At 67.3% G+C, this 22,406-nt stretch carries 19 protein-coding genes; 7 read left to right on the top strand and 12 right to left on the bottom strand.

The annotated features are described in order from the left end of the window. The first annotated feature begins 176 nt into the window (after positions 1 to 176). A complete protein-coding gene (locus tag KHO22_RS29430; protein WP_211950726.1) occupies positions 177 to 1,931 on the top strand; it encodes an ABC transporter permease in 1,755 nt (584 codons plus the stop codon). A gap of 7 nt (positions 1,932 to 1,938) precedes the next feature. Beyond that, positions 1,939 to 3,288: an ABC transporter ATP-binding protein gene (locus KHO22_RS29425; protein ID WP_211950705.1), complete on the top strand. Its 1,350-nt coding sequence runs from the start codon at positions 1,939 to 1,941 to the stop codon at positions 3,286 to 3,288. Between the two features lie 68 nt (positions 3,289 to 3,356). On the opposite strand, the gene KHO22_RS29420 is transcribed toward KHO22_RS29425, so the two are convergent. From KHO22_RS29420 to KHO22_RS29400, 5 genes are all read right to left on the bottom strand, one after another. Beyond that, complete coding sequence (locus KHO22_RS29420; RefSeq protein ID WP_211950704.1) at positions 3,357 to 5,684, bottom strand: FUSC family protein; 2,328 nt, start codon at positions 5,682 to 5,684, stop codon at positions 3,357 to 3,359. A 50-nt stretch (positions 5,685 to 5,734) separates the two neighbouring features. After that, positions 5,735 to 7,549: a M61 family metallopeptidase gene (locus tag KHO22_RS29415; protein ID WP_211950725.1), complete on the bottom strand. Its 1,815-nt coding sequence runs from the start codon at positions 7,547 to 7,549 to the stop codon at positions 5,735 to 5,737. A 77-nt stretch (positions 7,550 to 7,626) separates the two neighbouring features. After that, entirely contained in the window at positions 7,627 to 8,631 is a 1,005-nt protein-coding gene (gene acuI / locus KHO22_RS29410) for an acrylyl-CoA reductase (NADPH) (protein ID WP_211950703.1), read from the bottom strand. A 112-nt stretch (positions 8,632 to 8,743) separates the two neighbouring features. Then, complete coding sequence (locus KHO22_RS29405; RefSeq protein ID WP_211950702.1) at positions 8,744 to 9,493, bottom strand: DsbC family protein; 750 nt, start codon at positions 9,491 to 9,493, stop codon at positions 8,744 to 8,746. Between the two features lie 39 nt (positions 9,494 to 9,532). After that, complete coding sequence (locus KHO22_RS29400; protein ID WP_211950701.1) at positions 9,533 to 10,810, bottom strand: UbiH/UbiF family hydroxylase; 1,278 nt, start codon at positions 10,808 to 10,810, stop codon at positions 9,533 to 9,535. 112 nt (positions 10,811 to 10,922) lie between these two features. Here KHO22_RS29400 and ychF point away from each other — a divergent pair, with 112 nt between their 5' ends. Further along, complete coding sequence (gene ychF / locus KHO22_RS29395) at positions 10,923 to 12,014, top strand: redox-regulated ATPase YchF (protein WP_211950700.1); 1,092 nt, start codon at positions 10,923 to 10,925, stop codon at positions 12,012 to 12,014. Between the two features lie 339 nt (positions 12,015 to 12,353). Next, positions 12,354 to 13,019 carry an acetyltransferase gene (locus KHO22_RS29390; RefSeq protein WP_211950699.1) on the top strand — a complete coding sequence of 222 codons (666 nt, stop codon included), beginning with the start codon at positions 12,354 to 12,356 and terminating at the stop codon, positions 13,017 to 13,019. 82 nt (positions 13,020 to 13,101) lie between these two features. Here KHO22_RS29390 and KHO22_RS29385 read toward each other — a convergent pair whose 3' ends face one another. Genes KHO22_RS29385 through KHO22_RS29375 form a run of 3 tightly spaced genes read right to left on the bottom strand, consistent with a single transcriptional unit; the run spans position 13,102 to position 15,557 of the window. Beyond that, the gene (locus tag KHO22_RS29385) at positions 13,102 to 14,094 is read right to left on the bottom strand and encodes an amino acid--[acyl-carrier-protein] ligase (RefSeq protein WP_211950698.1); all 993 of its coding nucleotides are present in this window, start codon (positions 14,092 to 14,094) and stop codon (positions 13,102 to 13,104) included. Between the two features lie 9 nt (positions 14,095 to 14,103). Further along, positions 14,104 to 15,309: an acyl-CoA dehydrogenase family protein gene (locus KHO22_RS29380; protein ID WP_211950697.1), complete on the bottom strand. Its 1,206-nt coding sequence runs from the start codon at positions 15,307 to 15,309 to the stop codon at positions 14,104 to 14,106. Beyond that, the gene (locus KHO22_RS29375) at positions 15,306 to 15,557 is read right to left on the bottom strand and encodes an acyl carrier protein (protein WP_211950696.1); all 252 of its coding nucleotides are present in this window, start codon (positions 15,555 to 15,557) and stop codon (positions 15,306 to 15,308) included. The genes KHO22_RS29380 and KHO22_RS29375 overlap by 4 nt, the downstream gene beginning before the upstream one ends. Positions 15,558 to 15,959: 402 nt before the next feature. On the opposite strand from KHO22_RS29375, the gene KHO22_RS29370 reads away from it, so the two are divergent. Next, positions 15,960 to 16,772, top strand: a complete 813-nt coding sequence (locus KHO22_RS29370) for a class I SAM-dependent methyltransferase (RefSeq protein WP_230427080.1) — start codon at positions 15,960 to 15,962, stop codon at positions 16,770 to 16,772. A gap of 271 nt (positions 16,773 to 17,043) precedes the next feature. Here KHO22_RS29370 and KHO22_RS29365 read toward each other — a convergent pair whose 3' ends face one another. From KHO22_RS29365 to KHO22_RS29355, 3 genes are read right to left on the bottom strand one after another with little or no spacing between them, the layout of a single operon-like run. Next, positions 17,044 to 17,538, bottom strand: a complete 495-nt coding sequence (locus KHO22_RS29365) for a GDYXXLXY domain-containing protein (protein WP_211950694.1) — start codon at positions 17,536 to 17,538, stop codon at positions 17,044 to 17,046. After that, a complete protein-coding gene (locus KHO22_RS29360; protein WP_211950693.1) occupies positions 17,535 to 18,671 on the bottom strand; it encodes a DUF4401 domain-containing protein in 1,137 nt (378 codons plus the stop codon). The genes KHO22_RS29365 and KHO22_RS29360 overlap by 4 nt, the downstream gene beginning before the upstream one ends. Further along, a complete protein-coding gene (locus tag KHO22_RS29355) occupies positions 18,668 to 19,696 on the bottom strand; it encodes a DUF2157 domain-containing protein (RefSeq protein ID WP_211950692.1) in 1,029 nt (342 codons plus the stop codon). Before KHO22_RS29355 ends, KHO22_RS29360 begins: the two co-directional genes overlap by 4 nt. A gap of 134 nt (positions 19,697 to 19,830) precedes the next feature. Here KHO22_RS29355 and KHO22_RS29350 point away from each other — a divergent pair, with 134 nt between their 5' ends. Further along, the gene (locus KHO22_RS29350; RefSeq protein WP_211950691.1) at positions 19,831 to 20,598 is read left to right on the top strand and encodes a 5'-methylthioadenosine/adenosylhomocysteine nucleosidase; all 768 of its coding nucleotides are present in this window, start codon (positions 19,831 to 19,833) and stop codon (positions 20,596 to 20,598) included. A gap of 49 nt (positions 20,599 to 20,647) precedes the next feature. On the opposite strand, the gene KHO22_RS29345 is transcribed toward KHO22_RS29350, so the two are convergent. Beyond that, a complete protein-coding gene (locus tag KHO22_RS29345; protein ID WP_211950690.1) occupies positions 20,648 to 20,893 on the bottom strand; it encodes a hypothetical protein in 246 nt (81 codons plus the stop codon). Positions 20,894 to 21,050: 157 nt separating this feature from the next. On the opposite strand from KHO22_RS29345, the gene hemA reads away from it, so the two are divergent. After that, positions 21,051 to 22,355 (top strand): glutamyl-tRNA reductase, encoded by a 1,305-nt coding sequence (gene hemA, locus KHO22_RS29340; RefSeq protein ID WP_211950689.1) that lies wholly within the window; start codon positions 21,051 to 21,053, stop codon positions 22,353 to 22,355. Positions 22,356 to 22,406 lie beyond the last annotated feature (51 nt).

Here is a 22,406-nt window from a genome sequence, read left to right as displayed (position 1 = left end):
GGCACGTCATCCACAAGACGTAAACTAGACGGCTGTCCCAGGCGTTACCAGAGAATGCGCGCCACAAGGCGTGATGTCGTCGGCACCCCAGCCGTCAGCCAAGGTCCGATCCACGGGCCGCCCCTTCCGCCGCCGGTCACCGCCATGCCGGCCGCGCCAGCCCACCAAGCGCCATGATGCAGCAACCCGCCAACGACAACCCGGCCACGCCAGCACCCGGCTATGACAGCCAGCTGCTGACCGCGCCGCCCAACCGCTTCGACTTCGCGCTGCTGCCGATCATCCTGGCGGTCATCGTCATGGTGGCGTTCGCGGCACAGCAGATGAACGCGCCCTTCGTGCCCGGCGAGCCGATGTCGGTCCACCTCGACATCGCCTACCTGCCCTACTACCTGATGCGCACCAGCATCCGCATGCTGGCGGCACTGGCGGCGTCGCTGGTGTTCTCGCTCGCGTTCGCGGCGCTGGCGTCGAAGAACCGCACTGCCGAGAAGGTGCTGGTGCCGGCGCTGGACATCCTGCAATCGATCCCGGTGCTGGGCTTCCTGTCGATCACGGTGACCGGCTTCATCGCGCTGTTCCCGGGCAACCTGATCGGCGTGGAATGCGCGGCGATCTTCGCGATCTTCACCTCGCAGGCCTGGAACATGGCCTTCAGCCTGTACCAGTCGTTCCGCACCATTCCGGGCGACCTGCTGGAGGCGGCGGCCATGTTCCGCCTGTCGCCGTGGCAGCGCTTCTGGCGGCTGGAGGTGCCGTTTGCCATGCCGGGGCTGCTGTGGAACATGATGATGTCGATGTCCGGCGGATGGTTCTTCGTGGTGGCGTCGGAAGCCATCTCGGTGTCCGGCCACGACATCCGGCTGCCGGGCATCGGCTCCTATATCGCGCTGGCCATCCAGCAGCAGGACCTGACGGCCATCGGCTGGGCCATCGTGGCCATGCTGGCCGGCATCCTGGTGTATGACCAGTTGCTGTTCCGCCCGCTGGTGGCATGGGCCGACCGCTTCCGCTTCGAGACGCTGGCCCAGGAGAAGGAGCCCGAGTCCTGGCTGCTGGACCTGCTGCGCCGCTCGGAATGGGTGCGTGCCTTGCTGGTGCGCACCGCGGCGCTGGCCGAGCGCACGCTGGCGTGGGGGGCGCGACGGCAAGGCAAGGCGCCGGCCGCCCCCTCCGATCCGCGTCGCGTCCAATGGCGCGAGCGCGCCGGCAACGCGGTCATCCTGCTGGTGGCGCTGGCCGCGCTGGGCCGCGTGATGTACTTCGTGCACAGCGAGGTCGGCTGGGCCGAGGTCGGCCATGTGCTGTGGCTCGGCACGCTGACCATGGTGCGCGTAATCGTGCTGATCGCGCTGGCGGCGGTGATCTGGGTGCCCGTCGGCATCCGCATCGGCCTGAACCCGTCGGTGGCGCGCATTGCCCAGCCGGTGGCGCAGTTCCTGGCGGCCTTCCCGGCCAACCTGATGTTCCCGCTGGTGGTCATGCTGATCGTGCGTTTCGGCCTGAACCCCGAAATCTGGCTCAGCCCGCTGCTGATCTTCGGCACGCAGTGGTACATCCTGTTCAATGTGGTGGCCGGCGCCTCGGGCATCCCGACCGAGCTGAAGCTGGCCGCGCGCAATTTCGGCCTGCGCGGCTGGCTGCTGTGGAAGCGCTTCCTGATACCCGCGGTGTTCCCGAGCCTGCTGACCGGGCTGGTGACGGCGGCCGGCGGTTCGTGGAATGCCAGCATCGTCGCGGAATACGTCACCTGGGGCGACCGCACGCTGGTGGCCACGGGGCTTGGCAGCTATATCGCCGAAACCACCGCGCGCGGCGATTTCCCGCGCATCGCGCTGGGCATCGCCGTGATGGCGCTGTTCGTGGTCGGCTTCAACCGGCTATTGTGGAACCGCCTGTATCAACTCGCGCAGGAGCGCACCCGCTTGTAAGGCAACGATGGCAGAAAACCTGAACCCCGCCGTCACGGCGCCCGCCGTGATCGAACTGCGCGGCGTCTCCAAGATGTTCCGCACCGCCAGCCAGAGCGACCGCGCGGTGCTCGAAGGCGTCGACCTGACGCTGCGCGAAGGCGAGATCGTCGCCATGCTGGGCAAATCCGGCTCGGGCAAGTCGACCCTGTTGCGCATCATGGCCGGACTGGTCGGCGCGGACCGCGGCGAAGTGCGGTTCCGCGGCAGCCGCCTGAACGGCACCGCCGAAGGCATCGCCATGGTGTTCCAGTCGTTCGCGCTGTTCCCGTGGCTCACGGTGCAGCAGAACGTGGAGCTGGGGCTGGAAGCGCAGGGCGTGCCCAAGGCCGAGCGCGCGCGCCGCGCGGAAGCGGCCATCGACATGATCGGCCTGTCGGGCTTCAACGGCGCGCTGCCGCGCGAGCTGTCCGGCGGCATGCGCCAGCGCGTGGGCATTGCGCGCGCGCTCGTGACGCAGCCCGACCTGCTGCTGATGGACGAAGCGTTTTCCGCGCTCGACGTGCTCACCGGCGAGACGCTGCGCGACGAGATGCTGGACCTGTGGGAGAGTGGCCGCGCCAACATCCGGAGCATCCTGATCGTTTCGCACAATATCGAGGAAGCGGTGATGATGGCCGACCGCATCGTCATCCTGTCGAGCGATCCGGGGCGCATCCGCGCCGAAGTGCGCGTGCCGTTCCCGCGCCCGCGCAACCGCGACGCCGCCCAGGTGCGCGCACTGATCGACGAGGTCTACATGCTGATGACCTCGCCGGCGGCGCCCGAGCCGCGCGTGCCGGCACTGGCGCCCTCGCGCCAGATCGGCTACCGGCTGCCGGACGTGGACATCAGCCAGATGGACGCCATTCTCGACCTGCTGTCCGAACCGCCATTCAACGGCCGGGCCGACCTGCCGCACCTGGCCGACGAGGCCGGGCTGACCGACGACGACCTGCTGCCCGCCTGCGAAGCCTTGCAGCTGTTGCAGCTCGCGCATATCGAGCGTGGCGACATCACCACCACCGAGACGGGCCGCGAATACTATGCGGCCGAGCCGAACGAGCGCAAGGCCATGTTCGGGCGGCAATTGCTGGGGCACGTCGCGCTGGCAACGCATATCCGGCGCGAACTGGAAGCGTCGGAAGACGGTGAAGTCGGCGAGGAGCAGGTGCTGCGCGAACTGGAAGCCTTCCTCAAGCCCGAGGAAGCGGAGCGCGTGCTGTCCGTGGCGATCGACTGGGGGCGCCACGGCGAGGTGTATGAGTACAGCTATAACAGCGGGATGCTGACGTTGCCGAGGGAGGAGCAGGAGGAAGCGGGACAGGCGGGGGAATAGACCATTGCTCCGCGGGCGTTGCTCCCGCGGGACGTCGCTCCTGCGGGACGCTGCTCCTGCGCTCCTGCTCAGTCCCGCATCTTCATCGCCCGTCCGATTGCGCCCGTGCGCAGCGCGATCTTGGCGGCGTCCTCGCGCAGCGCGCGCAGGCGGCGTTCCAGCACGGCATTGGCGGGACGGCCCGTGGAACTGGCCGTCGGGCCTGCTTCGTGGACGGACTCCCTGGCCGCCGCGGCATGCGCAAGTTCATCGGCGCGGCGCCGGTCGGCCGAATCGGCGAGCCGCGCGCGCCGGTCATCGGCATGTTCGGGCGGCGGCCCTTCCGGCAACGGGCCTTCCAGCGACGGACCGGCGGCACTGGCGACTTGTTCCCCGGCGCGGATAAAGCCAGTACCGCGGCTGCCCGTGCGGTCGTCCGCCGCCAGCCGTTCGACGGCCAGCTGGAGGCTGCGGCTGGCCGCATCCGTCGCCTGCTCGATTGCGGCTTCCGCCGCGGGAATATCGAGTTCCGCGTAGTGCTGGCGCACCTGGATGCGCGCCGCCGCCACGTGTGCCGCCACCAGGTAGTTCTGCACGATGAAGCGATTCAGGTTGTCCACCGCGCGGTGCCGGCTCTTGGGCTCGTCGAGCATGCGCTGGAACGAGCCGATCAGTGCCGACAGCGCATCCATGAACTGCTTGCGCTGGACGCGGTAGGCAAAATCGTCCTTGGCACGGCGCAGCAGCAGGTCGCGCGTGGCTGCAATGTAGCGGCGGTTGGCCTGCAGCACGTTCTCCACCAGCTTGGGGATGGCGCGGTATTCCCAGCTTGGCAGCACAAAGCTGAACAGCGAGGCGATGATGCCGCCGATCACCGTATCGACCAGCCGCTCGCCCGCGGCGTTCTGGGTGTTCGGCATCAGCAGGTTGATCTGGATAAGCACCTGCACGCAGGCCGCGATCGCCGTATAACGGTACTTGATGGTGACGAACGCGGCGCTCGCCACCAGCGACAGGAACAGGAAACCGAGCAGGATCAGCGGTTCGTGGAACACCTTCAGGATGCCGACGGCAATGATGCAGCCGATCAGCGTGCCGATCACGCGGTCGTTGTAGCGCTGCTTGGTCATGCTGAAGTTGGGCTTCAGGATGACGATGATGGTCAGCAGGATCCAGTAGCCGTGCGAAGCGTACGGCAGATGGTCCGCCAGCCACAGCCCGATCGCCACCGCCATCGAGACCCGCAGCGCGAAGCGGAATGCGGGCGAGCGCCACTTGAGGTTGTCGCGCAGCACGCCGAGCTCGTACTTCTGGCGCGTCAGGAACGGCGTCATGTCGGCGCCGGGCAGCACCTTGGCGGGCTCTACGGGTGTGCGCGACGCCTCGTGCAGCTGACCCACCAGCGTGATGGCGCCGCGGATCATGTCCAGTGTCTCGGCCAGCGCCGTCATGGCCACGGGCGGGATGTGGTGGTGGCGCAGCTGGGCGATCTCGGCCTCCACCGCGCGCAGACCCTCACGGTAATCCACGGCGGCATAGGACGGGCGCCCGCGCGTGACCTCGTAGGCGATTTCCTCCACGTCCTTGCACATCAGCATCACGAGCTTGCGCAGGTGGTCCAGCACCGGCGTGCTGCCGAAGGTCTGGCGCAGCAGCGGATAGTCGGTGTTGGTGGACAGGATGTACTCGTACAGGTCCAGCATGCGCAGGTGCACCTGCACCAGCAGCCCGTCATGCGGCGTGCGGTTGCCGCGCAGCACCAGGTCGCGCGCGGCCTGCTGGCGCTCCGCCACGACGATCTGCTGGCGTACCAGCTGGTTGAACTGGGCCTCGTAGTCGTTGCCGGCGTCGTAGAAGCGCGCCTTGACCTCGAGATAGCTGGCCATCTCGTACAGCGACTCGGCCAGGATCTGCTGCTTGGTGCGGCGCTCGGTCACCCAGCTCACGAGCATGGCGTACGCCAGGTAAGCCACGGCCCCGATGATGAACAGCGCCGTATGCTCCAGCGCGCGGCGCACCACGAAGTCCTCGTTGATGGTCAGCGTCATCACGAACAGCGTGGAGAACTGCAGCGGCAGCGTCTTGTTGCCGTACACCGTCATCATGCCGGCCATGAAGGTGACCAGCACCAGCACGAACGGCATCACGCGCGGAAACGGCGTGGCCAGCGCCACCACCAGCGTGACGGCGCCGCACAGCAGCACGCTGGCCAGCATCTCGTTGAACTTGTGGTTCACCGGGCTGGGCAGGTCCATCAGGCTGGTGCACAGCGCGCCCATCGACACCACCATCGCGGTGGGCAGGTCAGAGAACTGCAGCGCGATCAGCGTGGCACCGATCACGCCCGTGGCCGAGCGCAGGCCACGGTAGACATAGTGCGAATAGACGAAGGTGCGGGGGTCGTGCGCGTATTGCATGGACGCGTGGCTGGGTCAGGCTGGCCGGGGGGCGGTGGAGAACGCGGACTTCAGCGGCCCAGCCAGCGCGTACGCGCGGCATGGCGCCCGCTTTCCAGGCTCAGCTTGTGCTGCGCCGCGGGTTCGCGCGCGAGCGTCAGCGGCAGCACGTGCAGTTCGTCGCGCCGGAACACATGCAGCGTGACCGGGTCCGCGGCACGGTAGCGCGCCAGCAGCTTGTCGAGCTGGCCCGGCGCCACGCGCAGGCCGTCGACCGCCGCCAGCAGGTCGCCCGCGGACACGCCGCCGGCCTGCGCCGCGCCGCCGTCGAGCACCTGCGTCACGCGCACCCAGCCATCGTCGGTCTTGGTCTTGATGCCCAGCGCCGCGGTGCGGGCCGGCTTCTGCGCCTCGGCCTTGACGCCGAAGCGCTTGAACAGCGGCGCCAGCGGCAGTTCGCCGGTGCCTTCGGTCAGCGAGCGCAGCAGCGCACCCAGGCGCAGGCCCGTGACCTCGTCGAACAGCGCACGGACCTCCGCCTCGGTGACACCGCGCTGCACCGAATCCGGTGCATAGAAGTCGCGCCCGTAGCGCTGCCACAGCGCGCGCATCACGTCATCGAGCGAGCGCCGCCCGCCGGTCTTGTCGCGGATGGTCAGGTCCAGCGCGAGCGCCACCAGCGAGCCCTTGGTGTAGTAGCTGACGATGGCGTTGGGGGCGTTCTCGTCCTGGCGGTAGTACTTGGTCCACGCGTCGAACGAGCTGTCCGCCACGCTCTGCTTGGTGCGGCCGTTGCCGCGCAGCACGCCATTCCAGGTCTTGGCCAGCATCTCGACGTACTGCGTGTCGGTCACGCAGCCGGAGCGCACGAGCACGAGGTCGTCGTAGTAGCTCGTGAAGCCCTCGAACAGCCACAGCAACGGCGTGTAGGTTTCCTCTTGCAGCCGGTACGGCACGAACGCGGCGGGCTTGATGCGCTTGACGTTCCAGGTGTGGAAATACTCGTGGCTGCACAGGCCCAGGAAGGTGCGGTAGCCCTCGCTGGTCTCGCTGTCGCCGCGCGCCGGCAGGTCCGAGCGCGCGCACATCAGCGCGGTGCTGGCGCGGTGCTCCAGGCCGCCGTAGCCGTCCGTGGTCACCATCGTCATGAAGACGTAGCGACGATTGCTGTCGAGGAACGGCGCGCGTGCGCCGCGCGGCTCGAACAGGCGGATCTGGGCCTCGCAGATGCGCTTGAGGTCGCGGCAGACGCGCTCGATGTCGAGCTGCGGCACGCGACCTGTGAACACGACATCATGCTGGGCGCCGCATGCGCGGAAGCTGGCCAGCAGGAAGTCGCCCATCTCGACCGGGTGGTCGACCAGCTCGTCGTAGTCCGCAACCTGGTAGCGGCCGAAGCCATAGCGCCTGGCGCCTGCGCGGCCCGGTGCCTCGCGCATCGCGGTGGCCACGCGCCAGTTGCGGTAGGCGTCCCCGGCAGGCGCGTGGATATCCACGGTGCAGGGCTGATCCTGTTGCCCGTCCACGCACAGGAAAACCGAGCTGCCGTTGAAGAAGCCGTGGGTGGTGTCGAGATGCGCGGCGCGCACCGACAGGTCCCAGGCATAGACTTCGTAGCTCAGCGTGAGCGCTCCGGCCAATGCGTCGACCGGCGCGGCCTGCCAGGTCTGCTTGTCGAGCTTGTCCAGCGCCACCGGCTTGCCGCCCGCGTCGGCCCGGATGCGCACGATATGGCGGGCGAAGTCGCGGATCATGTAGCTGCCCGGAATCCAGGCCGGCAGGAAAAAGCGCTGGCCGGCGGGATCGGGCGAGGTCACCGTGACGGTGACGGCGAACAGATGCGCTTCGGGCTGAAGCGGGGCGATGGCATAGCGGATCGGCGTCATGGGCATCATTGTAGCGTTCGTCATTCGGCGCGATCCGCCGAGGCTGTCGCACGCAGGCGCGTGCGATCAGTTCGCGATCAGGTGCGGTTGACGTTGACCACCGTGCGTCCGCGCAGGCCGCCTTCCACGATGCTGCGGCCGGCCTCGACAGCCTCGCCCAGTCCGATCTCGCGCGTGATCGCGTTGAGGCGGTCCGGCTCCAGGTCCGTCGCCAGCCGCGCCCAGGCCCGCTCGCGCAGCGCCATCGCCGCCATCACGCTGTCGATGCCGGCCAGCGTCACGCTGCGCAGGATGAACGGCGCCACGGACGCCGGGAAATCCATGCCCTGTGCCAGCCCGCATGCCGTGACCACACCGCCGTAGCGAACCTGCGCACACGCGTTGACCAGCGTGTGCGAGCCGACCGCATCCACCACGGCAGCCCAGCGTTCCTTCTGCAATGGCTTGCCCGGCGCGGACAGTTCGGCGCGATCGATGACCTCCGCCGCACCGAGCGCCTTGAGGAAATCGGCTTCGTTGTGCTTGCCGGTGGAAGCCACCACGCGATAGCCGAGCTTGCCGAGGATCGCGATCGCGACCGTGCCCACGCCACCTGAGGCGCCCGTTACCAGTATCTCGCCATCGCCGGGGCGCACCGGACCATTGACGCCGCCACGTTCCAGCCCGAGCACCGACAGCATCGCGGTGTAGCCCGCCGTGCCGATCGCCATGGCCTGGCGCGTGGTGAAGGCATCGGGCAGGCGCACCAGCCAGTCGCCCTTCAGGAGCGCGCGCTGCGCCAGGCAGCCCCAGTGCGTCTCGCCGACGCCATAGCCGTTCAGGATGACCTTGTCGCCGGCCTTCCAGCGCGGATGGGAGGACTCCAGCACCGTTCCCGCGCCGTCAATACCCGCCACCATCGGCCACTTGCGCACCACCGGCGAGCGCCCGGTGATGGCCAGCCCGTCCTTGAAGTTGATCGTGGAATAGTCGACCGCCACCAGCACGTCGCCGTCGGCGGGCAGTTGTGCCTCGTCCAGCGTGGCGATATTGGCCTGGGTCGCACCGTCGGCCTGGGTCAGCAGCAATGCCTGGAACGTCATGGAAGTCTCCTGTGCCGCCCTGCCGGGCGGTCGGTCTGGAAGCAATGGTCAGGAATGCAAAACGGCCGGACTGGGTCCGGCCGCCTGCCCGGGCCGGGACACCGGCCGCGCCTTACTTCTTGATGCTGGCGAGCTTGCGTTCGAGCGTGCCGGCATCGGCCGCGCCCGGGATGCGCGTGCCGTCCATGAAGAACACGGCCGGCGTGCCGGTGATGTTCATGCTCTGGCCGAGCGCGAGATTGTCATCGACCGGCGTCTTGCAGTTGCCGTTGCCGGTCAGGGCCACCTTGTTGAGCATCCAGTCGCGCCAGGCCTTGGTGCGGTCGGCGGAGCACCAGACCTGCTTCGCCTTGGTCGCGGAATCCGGCGACAGCACCGGGTACAGGAAGGTGTAGACCGTGATGTTGTCCATCTGCTGGAAGGTCTGCTCGATGCGCTTGCAGTACCCGCAGTTCGGGTCCGAGAACACCGCGACCTGGCGGCTGCCGTCACCCTTGGTCCACTTGATGGCGCGCGCCAGCGGCAGGTCGGACCACTTGATGCGGTTGATGTCCGCCATGCGCTCTTCGGTCAGGTTGGTGCCGGTCTTGGTATCGATCAGCTCGCCATTGATCACGTAGCGGCCGGTAGCGTCGGTGTAGACCACCTGCCCGCCGACGTTGACCTCGAACAGCCCGGGCACCGGGGTCTTGGTCACGCTCTTCACTTCGGCACGGCCGCCCAGCATCTGCTGCAGGGACTCCTTGATGCGATCGGCGCCGGGTTCGCCCGCCGCCATGGCGTGCATGGCAAAGCCTGCCGCCGCCAGGCCGCCGGCAATGGCGGTGGTCCAGGCGGGGTGGCGGCGCATGAGTTGGAACATATCGACTCCAGTATTCAGTCAGGGTCCGGGCACCCGGCGTCAGCCGAGTGCCCGTTCAATCAGGAAGCGCTTGAGCAGCGACTGCCGGCCCACCGTACGGATGCCGGTATTGCGCACCACGCGCGCCACGCTGCCGGGCAGCGAGAACAGCCGGTGCAGGCCGTCGGTCGCGGCGGTCAGCGACAACAGGTCGGTGGCGCGGGCCCGTTCGTAGCGGCGCAGCAGGCGCAGGTCGCCCTCGCCGCGGAAAGATTCTTTGGCGGCCATGACCTTGCCGAGTTCCGCAATATCGCGCAACCCGAGGTTCATGCCTTGTCCCGCCAGCGGATGCACCACGTGCGCGGCATCGCCCACCAGCGCCAGGTGCGGCTGCACGAACTGCTCCGCGCGCTGCAGCACCAGCGGAAAACCCTGCGCGGGCGTCACGCAGCGCAGGGTGCCGAACTGGCTGCCGACCGCGCCCGCGGCCGCCTGCATCACCGTGGCGGCAAGCGCCTCCGGCGACAGCGCGAGCAGCTCGTGCGCGTGGGCCTCATCGGCCGACCAGACCATCGACATGCGCGAACCCGGCAGCGGCAACATGGCCAGGATCTCGCCGTTGGCCGGCTCTTCATCGGCCATGAGCTTTTCCGGGGCGCCGAGGAACCATTGCCAGGCCGTGTCGTGGTGCGGCCGCTCGCACTCGAAGTTCGCCACCACGCCAAGCTGGCGATAGCGTCGCGTGCTCACGCCGATATGGCACTGCTGGCGCACCCAGGAGCGCGCGCCGTCGGCGCCGACCACGCAGGACGCGCGGATCTTCGCGCCGCCGGACAGCGTGAGCGTGGCACCGTCGGCATCGCGCTCGAAGCCGGCGGCGGTATCGTCATGCCAGTGGACCTGGTGCTGGAAACCGAGCGCGGCATCGAGCGCCCGTTCCACCAGTCCGGATTCGACGATCCACGCCAGTTGCGGCACCGCGGCGGCATAGGCCGAGAAATGCAGGTCGCCATCGAGGCTCGGGGACGTTTCAGCGGCGCTCACATCGCCGCACACGCGCATGTCGCGCACCGGCTGGAGACGGGCCGGGTCGAGCGCCTCCCAGACCCGCATGCGCTCCAGCAGCGCCTGCGAACTCGCGGAAAACGCGTAGATGCGGCTGTCCCAGTCGTCGGGACCGGCCGGCGGACGCCCGCGCACGGGACGCGGCGCGACCAGGGCCACGCTCATGCCCTGCTGCGCCAGCAGCAGCGCGCAGGACTTGCCCACGATGCCGCCGCCGACAACGGCGATCTGGAAAGCTGAGGAATTGCGCACGGACGCATTGGATCGGGTCATGGCTGGATTATAGCCACGTCACCTCCCCGGCCCCGGCGCACATGGCCAGGCAGGGCGAGGCCAGGGGCCCCATCCGCTAGAATATGGGTTTTGCAATTTCCCGCCTGACACCATGAGCCTCAAATGCGGCATCGTCGGCCTGCCCAACGTCGGCAAGTCCACGCTGTTCAACGCCCTGACCAAGGCCGGCATCGCCGCCGAGAACTATCCGTTCTGCACCATCGAGCCCAATGTGGGCGTGGTGGAAGTGCCGGATCCGAGGCTTGCCAAACTGGCCGAGATCGTCAAACCCGAGCGCATCCTGCCTGCTACGGTGGAATTCGTGGACATCGCCGGCCTGGTGGCTGGCGCGTCCAAGGGTGAAGGGCTGGGCAACCAGTTCCTGGCCAACATCCGCGAAACCGACGCCATCACGCACGTCGTGCGCTGCTTCGAAGATGACAATGTGATCCACGTGGCCGGCAAGGTCGACCCGCTGTCGGACATCGAAGTCATCAACACCGAACTGGCGCTGGCCGACCTGGCCACCGTCGAGAAGGCCCTGGCCCGCTATGTGAAGCCGGCCCGCGCCGGCGACAAGGAAGCCCTGCGCCTGGTCGCCGTGCTGGAAAAGGCACAGGCCGTGCTCGACCAGGCCAAGGCCGTGCGCACGCTCGACCTGGCACCGGAAGAGTGGGAGGCGATCCGCCCGTTCTGCCTGATCACCGCCAAGCCCACCATGTACGTGGCCAACGTGCGTGAAGACGGCTTTGAGAACAATCCGCACCTGGACGCCGTGCGCGAGTATGCCAAGACCACCGATTCCCCGGTCGTGGCCGTCTGCGCCGCCATCGAGGCCGAGATCGCCGACCTGGACGACGCCGACAAGGCCGAATTCCTGGCCGACCTGGGCATGGAAGAGCCGGGGCTGGACCGCGTGATCCGCGCCGGCTTCAAGCTGCTGGGCCTGCAGACCTACTTCACCGCTGGCGTGAAGGAAGTCCGCGCCTGGACCATCCACGTGGGCGACACCGCCCCCCAGGCCGCCGGCGTGATCCACACCGACTTCGAACGCGGCTTCATCCGCGCGCAGACCATCGCCTACGAGGACTACATCGCCCTCAAGGGCGAGACCGGCGCCAAGGAAGCGGGCAAGATGCGGGCCGAAGGCAAGGAGTACGTGGTGAAGGATGGGGATGTGATGAACTTCCTGTTCAACGTCTAAGGCGCCATCCCAAGAAATCCCGCACGGCTCCCCGCAAGCCCAGCATTTGCTGGGCTTTTTTTCGTTTCCACGCCGGTCTTTGACGCTCCCACCAAAGGCCATCTTGCGGGGCATGGCAAGCGGCAACCGCCGGGTACCTGATGCGTACGGCCGCACACGGTCTGCGCATCCAGGCACACGCGGGTGGCGCAATAATCGGGAGTGGCCGGATGTCGCAAGCGCAATTCCCTGCGCCCGCAACGGCTCCAGTATCAGTGAACTTACGGGGATGACTCGTCCGGCTAGCAGCTCGCCGTCACTTGCTGCCCGTGCTGAAAGCTTGCAGGAGGACGCACCATCATGCCCTTAGTTGACGCTTCTTCGGCCCGGTCAGTGGTGATTGCAGGCGCCGGAGGATTTGGCCTGGAAGTCTTCGAGTACCTGTACGAGGAATCCTTGGGCGGCGGGCCGAACATTGCGGGATTCATCGACGATGCCAAGGGCCGGCAGCCGGCCGGGATCGATCTGCCCAACCTGGGCACCACCTGGGACTACAGGCCACTTGCCAACCAGGTGGTAGTGGTTGCCCTGGGCTCCGTCGAGGCACGGCAAAACGTGATCATGCGCCTGGCGGAAAGGGGCATCCAGGTACCCACCTACATACATGGCTCGGTCCTCGTTTCCAGCACTGCGCGTGTCGGGCGCAGCGCAGTGATCTGCCCCTTCAGCATCGTGAACCGCAACACCACCCTTGGCGACGGCGTGCTGGTAAATGTCCAGAGCAACGTGGCCCACGGCGCGTCCGTGGGTGACTATTCGGTGCTTTCGCCTGGTGTGATCCTCAACGGCGATGCGGCGGTCGGCGCAAGGTGTTTCCTTGGCACCCGGGCCACCATCTATCCGGGGGTGAAGATTGGCGCGAACTGTATCGTGGATTCCCATACAGGGGTGTCAGCCAGCAGCGCGGACAACAAGTTCATCACGTCGGGCCTGCAACAAGTGACGGCGCGCAGGATCCCCGCATAAGAGAGGCGATAGCACAAATCAGACCGGGAAAACGGGAGGCGATGAGCACCTCCCATCCCGCATTTGGAAGCCCGGACGCTGTTCAGATGCCGCCCAGCAATGCGCGCACCCCACGCGGCCAGCCCGACAGATCCAGGCCATGGTTGCGCAGGAGCGCCAGCGTCAGCCGGTCGATACCGAACGCCGCGCAACCTGTGTGGGCCTTCTCGCCGTCGGCCGTGCGCAAGGGCCAGACCGTGGAAAAATGGTCCACGTGGTAATTGAAGCTCATGCACGCCGTTGGCGGCGCGCCGTCGTTCACCGGGATCAGCAACTCGAACTTGAGCTTGAGATCGCGCTGATTGTCCGCGACCAGCTTGCCACCGCGCCCGAAGAACGGGTCGTTGGCAAGGTCGAGGGTATGCGGCACTTCCAGGTCATCAGCAAGCTTCTGTCCACGCTCGATCCACATTTGCCGGAAAGCCAGGATTTGTTCAGGTGTACCCAGCCGCACGTACTCGCGCATGCGGAACATCTGCATGCGGGTGGGCTCGATCGAAGGCTCATGGCGGAAACAGTATGAAAACACATCGACCACCCGCCCCTCCGGCGGCAGCGGCCCGCGCCGTGCCAGCACCGGATAGACCGGATAGCAGGCCGCAGGCGTGAGCACCACGCGAGTGGGCCGCAACTGATCGGTCCAGTCCTCGCCCCGTTCGAGCCGGGCTACCAGCCGGAAGTGTTCGTGATCATTGCCGCAGAAGCTGTGTACGATCCCGGCCAGCTGGGGGAAAGACTTGAGATATTCACTATCCTCAAAGTCATTGCGTGGCGTGGTCGGTGGAAAGCGCATCATCTCCGCCTGCTGGTCGGCACCGATTTCAGTAATCAGTGCGTCCATGCCTTCGGCAATGGCTTCATACACCCTGCTGCGGCCATAGATGCCATCCACGCCAGTGGGGATCAGGATGCCGGCATCTATCAGGGAATCCAGAAAAGTCCGGGCGACCGGGGGTGCCGCGTGCCCTGATGGACTGCCTTGGCCAAGTGATGCGCCACCCCCGCCGACATCAAGCGAATCGCTTGCGATGTCCATATTGACTCCTCAGGATGAACGATCCGCCAGCAACAGGTTGGCGGTGTTAGTCAGAATGCGGTCGTTGTTGATCATCAGCGGCGCGGACCACAGGTCGCGCAGGTGGCGCCCCAGGCTGTAAGGCGTCCCGTGCTTGTAGCCCGCCATACCGCACACCAGCATGGCGATCTGAACGGCCTCGAGCGCGAGCGTGGATACGCCCGTCTTGAGACTGTTCATTTCGGCTGCCAGTGCAAAAGCCCCCGGCATGCCGGCGCCTTGCTCCGTCTGGCGACGCCTGTAATGGGCAAGCGCCAGTTCCACCCGCCCTTCCATCATGTGCAGGATCGACACTGCTTCGGCCACGCGCACTGCGGATGGGGGCAAGCTGCCCGGACGCTCGCGGGCCTGGCCGCGGAACAGGGTCTTGGCGCGCTGCACTGCGTCGGCGGCAACGCCGGTCCACACCGAGGCCCAAAGGATGTGCGACACGGGCGCCATGGTCGCCTCTGCAATGTCGCTGAACGGTGCCGGCAGCACCTGCTCGGCCCGGCCGCGTACCTCCAGACGGAAACCATTGCTGCATGTGCCGCGCATGCCCAGTGTGTCCCAGTCCGATACGCATTCGAGCGTATAGTCCGGCTTGAGCACGCTCACAAGAACCTGGTCCGAAGGTGCTGCGTCGGGGTGCCGCCGCGCCGTGACAAGGATGCCGTCCGCATGCGCGCCGTAGGAAATCGTCGGTGCCATCTTCAGCAGGTGAAGGATGCCGTCTTCCAGATTGACGGCACACCCGCTGGTTCGCAGCGCGCCACCGATGCTTTCCTCGGACGTCGCCGAAGCCAGCAGCAGTTGCTCTCCCGCGATCCGACGCAGCATGGCTTCATGCCACGCGCTGCCAGTCGCATGGTTTACCAGGCAAGCCACCTGCATCTGGTGCATGGCGTAGATCATGCCTGTCGATGCACAGCCTGCTCCCAGCGTGCGGCAAATTGCAGCGACGGTCTCGAGTGAGGCCCCGTCTCCTCCATACGCAACAGGAATCATCGCGCCCAACAGCCGCTGGCTGCGCAGCAGGTCGAATGCCCGGTGCGGAAATACCGCCGCGCGGTCGACCTCGTCGGCGTGGCGAGCCGCCTCCTCTGCGGTGGCCTGGGCTGTTGCAATCATGGCAGTGGCATCTGGAATGTTCGGAGGCGCGGCGCCAAGGCCCACGCTGGCAAGACCGTGTCTCATGCTGCCTCCCTCGGCTGCCGTAGCGTCTCGGCTGCGGCGGCCAGCGAGTTGATGCTGCGGAACAACTCGCGTTGGATCATGTTGTCCGGCATTTCCACCCCGAGCGCATTTTCGATGGCGAGCATCATGTGAACGGTGGCGACAGAAGTCAGCCCTGCCTCGTAGAGGTCGGCGTCGTCATCCAGTGAGTCAACTGAAACGTCTAGCCGAGCCACTTCTGACAGGATCTCGCGGATCGTAGTTTTCATGTGAAGGCCTCCGGTTTCACCCGTCTGGGGGATTCCAACACTTGGCCACGCCCGCCCGCGCCTCTCCGTTCGCTTGCGTACGTACGAGATGGATTCTGGATAGGAAACGGCGCCGCGAGTGTGGCCGCCAGAGCACGAGAAGCCCTTATCTACCGAAAATGCAAAGCGTAACGACCTTCCGCCAGCCCACCACGCGACTGAAGGTCGCGTTCCGTTGGGTGCGTCGTTCCGCGAACCGGCCTTCGCATTCCGCCAGCCCGCTCCGCTCCGCGTAAGCCATGAACAATAATCCTCCGAATGTGGGCAAGCAGACGTTGTACGGCTTGCATGCCCGATAAATTAAAGGCCCACAATCCGCCCGATCCTGACTTCCCCCATCTCGCCCGCAGGCAGGAGGTTCACGTGACTAGCGCTACCAAGCCTTTGCATACCGTGCTGACGCCACGGTTGAAATCCTGGCTAAAGCCATACGTGCCGGCGTGGCTGCTGAAATACCACCACGGCCGCGCGATCCGCCGGGATGATGCGCTGTATCAAGGAAAGACGCCGGGTGAGGTCTTTTCCCACGTCTACGAAACCAGGGCCTGGGGCGTGGCGGAAGACTGCTCCAAACCTTACAGCGGGCGCACTTCGCACGACCCGACAATGGTCGACACCTATGTCGAAGCCGTAACGGCCTACCTCGGCTCGTTGCCTGGCCGGCCGGACGTGGTTGACCTCGGCTGCGGCGATTTCAATGTCGGCAACCGTATCCGCCCGGCATGCGCTCGCTATGTTGCCTGCGACGTGGTGGAGGCAGTCATTCAGTTGAACCGCACCAGATTCTCCGCGCTTGATGTGGACTTCCGGTGCCTGGACATCACAAGTGAGCCCCTGCCGGAAGGCGACGTCGTTTTCCTGCGGCAGGTGCTGGGTCATTTGGACAACGCACGCATTGCCGACGTGCTGGCCCGCCTGACGCCATACAGGATCCTGATTCTGACCGAGTACTTGCCTCTGACGGCCGGCTTCCCCCCGAATCTCGACAAGCCGATCGGCGCCGCCCTCCGACTATGGGACGCGAGTCCTAGCGGCGTTGTGGTGACAGAGCCGCCGTTCGGGCTGAAGACCTTGTCGACGCAGGTGCTCTGCGAAGTTGCGGACAGCGGAGGGATCATTCGTACCATCGCGTATGAATTGTCTCGAGCAGCTCCTATTTCAGCGGGCAACCCTTGACGAGCCACTGCCAAGACCAAGATAGAACGTCTTCAATATTTAAGCCTGATCTGCCTTGCCTGGTCCACCCTGGATCAGGCAGTAACCCTGCTGTGCGCGGCGTACGTGCGCGCCGGCGAGAGATTGCCCGTAGCAATGCACGAACGTCTGGCGCCGGATAGCCTCGCTTCCGCAGGCAGGGGTGTACAGCAGTGTCGTGCTTGTCGCCATCAGAAGTGCGCACGGCTCCTGATTGGGGTGACCATATGCTGGAGGTTGTACGCCTGAGGGCCTACAACGCCTCCATCCCCTCGCCCCTCAACCCCACCAGCAACGCCTGCCCGCTCCCATCCACCCGGAACTCCCCATAGCGCGCCTTCTCAAAGCGCCCGCCCTGCCCTTCCTGGAAGAAATACGCATCGGTCGAAACCTGCACCTGCGTGCCGCCCCACCGTGCTTCGACCGTCTGGAAGCGCAGCAGCCGTTCGCCGGACGCCAGCGGCTCATCACCATGCAGGCGGACGAATGAAGCCTCCCGGTTCGCGTCGAGCCGGATGACGGCGACGCCATCGCGCCGCTGCCGCTCGGGCTGCCGCGCGGCGCCAATGGCGGCGCCGATGGCGAAGTTCAGGGCCATGTAGTCGCCCTGCATCAGCGAGCGCGGGTCGACCGGCGCCAGGCGGAGATAGACGGTGTCGCCGCGCGCCAGCAGTCTCTCCTTGCCCGCGATGCCCACCGCGGCCAGGGCCAGCGTCAGTGCCCAGGCAACCATGATCCAGCGCTTCATGCGACCTCCTTTGCGGGCACGGCATGTACCAGGCACTGACGTAACGCGATCAGGATGACGCCGGCCGCAGCCAGCGTGATGGACTTGGCCAGCAGCGTCCAGTGCAGCGAGCTGTAGTACCAGATGAAGCCGATGGCGATGGCGGCGATGCCAAGCCCGAGCCACGGCAGCGAAGCGCGCCGCAGCGCCAGTCCGAGCGCCAGCGCGCCGGCCCCCACGGCGGGCGCGGCGGCCATCAGGACACTGAATGCCGCCGTCCCGACCAGCACGGCGACGACGGTCGGAAGGGACAGCGCGAGGCGCCGGCACTCCAGCAGCGCAAAGCCGACCAGCACCACGCCGACCAGCAAGCCCGGCAGCCAGCGCGCCCTGGCAAACAGCGGTACCGATTCCTGGAGCTGGAGCCAGGCCAGCGGATGGCTGGCGCCCGTCACCACCAGCGCCGCGCCCAGCGCGAACAGCAGCGTGGCGTCCATCGCGGGCTCGAACCCGCCATGCCGGCCAGCGGCGCACAGACGCTCCTCGGCGGTCGTGAACCACGCCGCGAGCGGGCACGCGGCCGGCGCCAGCCAGCCCAGCGACCACGGAACGACCAGCCACGTGTGGCGCTCCGAAGCCGTCAGCGCGATGTGCACGGCGACCGCCAGCCCGATCCACACGCCCAGCGCGGCAAGGAAGCGGTGCAGCCGGTTCTGCACCAGCGCATACAGCGCCGCCTCGAACACGGCCAGGCAGATCCAGAAGGCGGCCGTCTCGATCGGCCGCCCGCCGCCGAGCCATTCCGCGACGCCGTAGACCACCATGCCCTGGCCACTCAGGCTCACGGCCAGCGCGAACTGCCCGAGCGCAATACCGGCGCCGATACCCGCGCCGCCGCGCCGGTAAAGCACGGCCGCGAGGACGATCATCGCAAGGCCCGTCACCGCAATCGCGCCGGCGTTCTCGCGCACGGCGACGAACACCGCGCCAAGGAAGAACATCTGGAAGAACAGCGCGCCCAGCCATCCGGCCGCGCCCATCAGGGCACGCACCGCCCAGGGCGTGCGCACGCGTGCGATGGGTTCGCCCTGCACCTCGCCACGCGCGGCCAGCTCGCGCCACAGTGCCTGTTCGGTCTGGATGGCCTGGGTCATGACAGTTCCACGGTTTGCGCGCGGTAGGCGCGCATCAGCCACGCGGCCGCGCCGGCGGCCATGCCAACGGTAATCAGGCCCAGCAGCAGGAAGGCCCCGAAATCGGCCTTGCCTTCGAGCAGCAGCCGGCCGACCGCGGCAACGACCAGCACAATGCCGGTCAGGCTCGCCAGGCTGAGCACCACGATGTCGAAGGCGCGCTGCCGGAACCACCAGCCCAGCGCCAACAGCGCAACGGCCGCCAGCCCGAAGACCGACAGGTCGGGGTGGTTGTCGAACAATGCGGAAAGGCCCGCGAAACCCGCATGAAAGCAGGCCAGCGCAGCCAGGATGCGCGCCCCGGTCTGCCCGCGGAAGCCCAGCGCGGCTGCTCGCGCGCAGAGCCACGCCCATAGCGCCAGCTGCAGCATCACCGCGCCCAGCAACAGCAAGGTGGTGGTACGCGCATGACGGGCATCGAACAGCAGTTCGAACATGCCGCCGACGCCCAGGCGCACGCTGAAATAGCGCAGCAGCGCGACGTTGCCGATCACGATCACCAGCCACCAGTGCGGCGCCGCGCGCGCGGCAAGCGCCCATGGCACGGCCAGCATCGTCCACAGCGCGAACAGTTGCCAGGCATCGGCCCCGGTCTGGTAGGTCTGCCCGATCACGGCCAGCAGTACGCCGGCCAGGACCTGCGCGCCGCCCAGCGCCGCGCGGCCACCCATGTCGGCGGGCGGCCGGAACAGCGCAAACCCGGCGAGCAGGCTGATGGCCGCGGCCAGCACCGCGAATTTCGCGAACTTGTGCAGGTCCTGCCAGTTGAAGGCGAAGAAAACGATCACGCCGGCGCACAGCAGCACCGTACCCAGCGCAAGCAGTCCGTGGTCCAGCCAGCGGCGCCAGTCGGCCGCCACGGGCTCCGTGCGCGCCCACGGCCGCGCCACGCTGGCTGCCGCCAGCCGCCCTTCTGCGCCCCAGTCGGCCAGGGCCTGGCGGATGGCGCGGCGCTCGCCGGTCGCCGGCGTCGATGTGATGGTCATGCGCGTGTCCCGGAGTCGGAATGGAACCACTCTAGCAAAGCGCCGCGGGCGCCGCACGTGGACGGGTCAAGGCGGCCTATGCCCGGGCAGCGCGCGCCGGTATCCTTTGGCCTTTCATTCCGGACACGCCCCCAATGACCCTCGGCATCCTCGCCGCGCTGCATGATGAAGTCGACAGCCTGGTCGCGGCCATGCGCCATGAAGACGCGCGCGCGACCATCCACCGGATCGGCATGCGTGACTACCACGTCGGCCACCTGCACGGGCAGGCCTGCGTGCTGGTACTGGCACGCGTTGGCAAGGTCGCGGCGGCGGCCACCACGGCGACCCTGGTCCGCGAGTTCGGCGTGGAGGAGATCGTCTTCACCGGCCTGGCCGGCGGCGTGGGCGACGGCGTGCGGGTCGGCGACATCGTCATCGCCAGCGAGACCATGCAGCACGACCTGGATGCCCGCCCGCTGTTCCCGCGCCATGAAGTACCGCTGCTGGACCGTTCGCGCTTTCCCGCCGATCCGGACCTGACCGAAGCCCTGCGCGCCGCAGCGGACGGCTTCCTGCGCGAAGACCTGCCCACCGAGGTGCCGCCCGCCGTGCGCGAGCGCTTCGGCATCGGCACGCCCGCCCTGAAGCTGGGATTGATTGCCAGCGGCGACCAGTTCATCAACGCGGCCACCGCTGTCGCCGGGCTGCGCGAATGCCTGCCCGACCTGCTGGCCGTGGAGATGGAAGGCGCCGCCGTGGCACAGGTCTGCCATGAATACGGCGTGCGGTACGCGGTCATGCGGACGATCTCGGACCGCGCGGACGACAGTGCCCATGTGGATTTTCCGGCATTCCTGAAGGACGTGGCCAGCCACTATTCGGACGGCATCCTGCGCCGGTTCCTGGCAGCGCGCGCCTGATTCGCATCCCGGGCGGCGCAGATTCCGCTCCGGATCGTCAGTTCTGACCTTACCCGTGGCGGGGCCGCAACGCGCCCCATAGCCCGACCAGGACCGAGGCGCCGACGATCGCCGCCAGCCAGCCGCTCATCTGCCCGTCAATGAAAAGATGCAGCGCGCGCCCGCCGTAGAAAGCCGCCGCCGCCCCCGCCATACCCAGCACCAGCGCGGCCGGCAGGGAAACGACCTTGCCGGCGGGATGCATCTGGCGCGCGGCCAGGCCAACCAGCAATCCGACGATCAACGTGCCCAGCATCCTGACTCCCGTGTGTCTCCGGAACCACAGTCCGGCGATTCCGGCGTAACGATACAGCAGCGGCGTTCTGCAGCCGCGCCTGCCTGCAAGTTCCGATCCCGACGTTATAATGGCAGTCGGGCCGCACTTGCTGCGGACCCGGTACCAGTCCCTACAAATGCAACTGCTCGCGATCGGCATCAACCATACGACGGCACCAGTCTCGCTGCGCGAACGGGTGGCGTTTCCGCTTGAGCAGATCAAACCGGCACTCGGGACATTGCGTACCCACCTGGCGGGCCGCAATGGTACCGAAGCCGCCATTCTCTCCACCTGCAACCGCACCGAAATCTACTGCGCGACCGACATCCTCAAGCCGGGCGCGGAGGGTTTCGAGCATACGTTGCGGTGGCTGTCGCAGCACCACAATGTGCCGGCGTCCGACCTGGCGCCGCACCTGTATTCACTGCCGCAGTCCGAGGCCGTGCGCCACGCGTTCCGCGTCGCCAGCGGGCTCGATTCGATGGTGCTGGGCGAAACCCAGATCCTGGGCCAGCTCAAGGACGCGGTGCGCACCGCCGGTGAAGCCGGCTCGCTGGGCACCTACCTGAACCAGCTGTTCCAGCGCACTTTTGCGGTGGCCAAGGAAGTCCGCGGCCAGACCGAGATCGGCGCGCATTCGGTGTCGATGGCCGCCGCGGCCGTGCGGCTGGCACAACGGATTTTTGAAAGCATCTCGACGCAGCGCGTGCTGTTCATCGGCGCCGGCGAGATGATCGAACTGTGCGCCACGCACTTCGCCGCGCAGCAACCGCGCCAGATCGTCGTGGCCAACCGCACCGTCGAACGCGGCGAAAAGCTCGCCGAGCAGCTCGCCGGACAGGGCCTGACCACGCAGGCCATCCGCCTGCAGGAACTCGGCGAGCGCCTGCATGAGTTCGACATCGTGGTGTCCTGCACCGCCAGCTCGTTGCCGATCATCGGCCTGGGCGCCGTGGAGCGCGCGGTCAAGCGCCGCAAGCACCGCCCGATCATGATGGTCGACCTGGCCGTGCCGCGCGACGTGGAAGCCGAGGTCGCGCGCCTGGACGACGTCTTCCTTTACACCGTGGACGACCTCGGCGCCGTCGTGCGCGAAGGCAATGCGCTGCGCCAGGCCGCCGTGGCCCAGGCCGAGGCGATCATCGAAAGCCGCGTGCAGAACTTCATGCACTGGCTGGAAACGCGCAGCGTGGTGCCGCTCATCCGCGAACTGCAGACCGCCGGCGAGTCGATCCGTCAGGCCGAGCTGGACCGTGCCCGGCGCATGCTGGCGCGCGGCGACGACCCGGAAGCCGTGCTCGAAGCCCTGTCGGGCGCGCTGACGCGCAAGTTCCTGCATGGCCCGACCCATGCGCTGAACCACATGCAGGGCGAGGACCGCGAGGCGCTGGTGCGCCTGGTGCCCGGCCTGTTCCGCCACAGCAGCCACTCCGAGCGCTAGCCCCGCCCGAGCGCTGCGCCCGCGCGCCCTGCGCGCCGGCAACCCGCCGCC

Source organism: Cupriavidus yeoncheonensis (assembly GCF_905397275.1).
Classification (GTDB): Bacteria; Pseudomonadota; Gammaproteobacteria; order Burkholderiales; family Burkholderiaceae; genus Cupriavidus; species Cupriavidus yeoncheonensis.
This window is presented reverse-complemented; position numbering and strand designations above follow the sequence as displayed.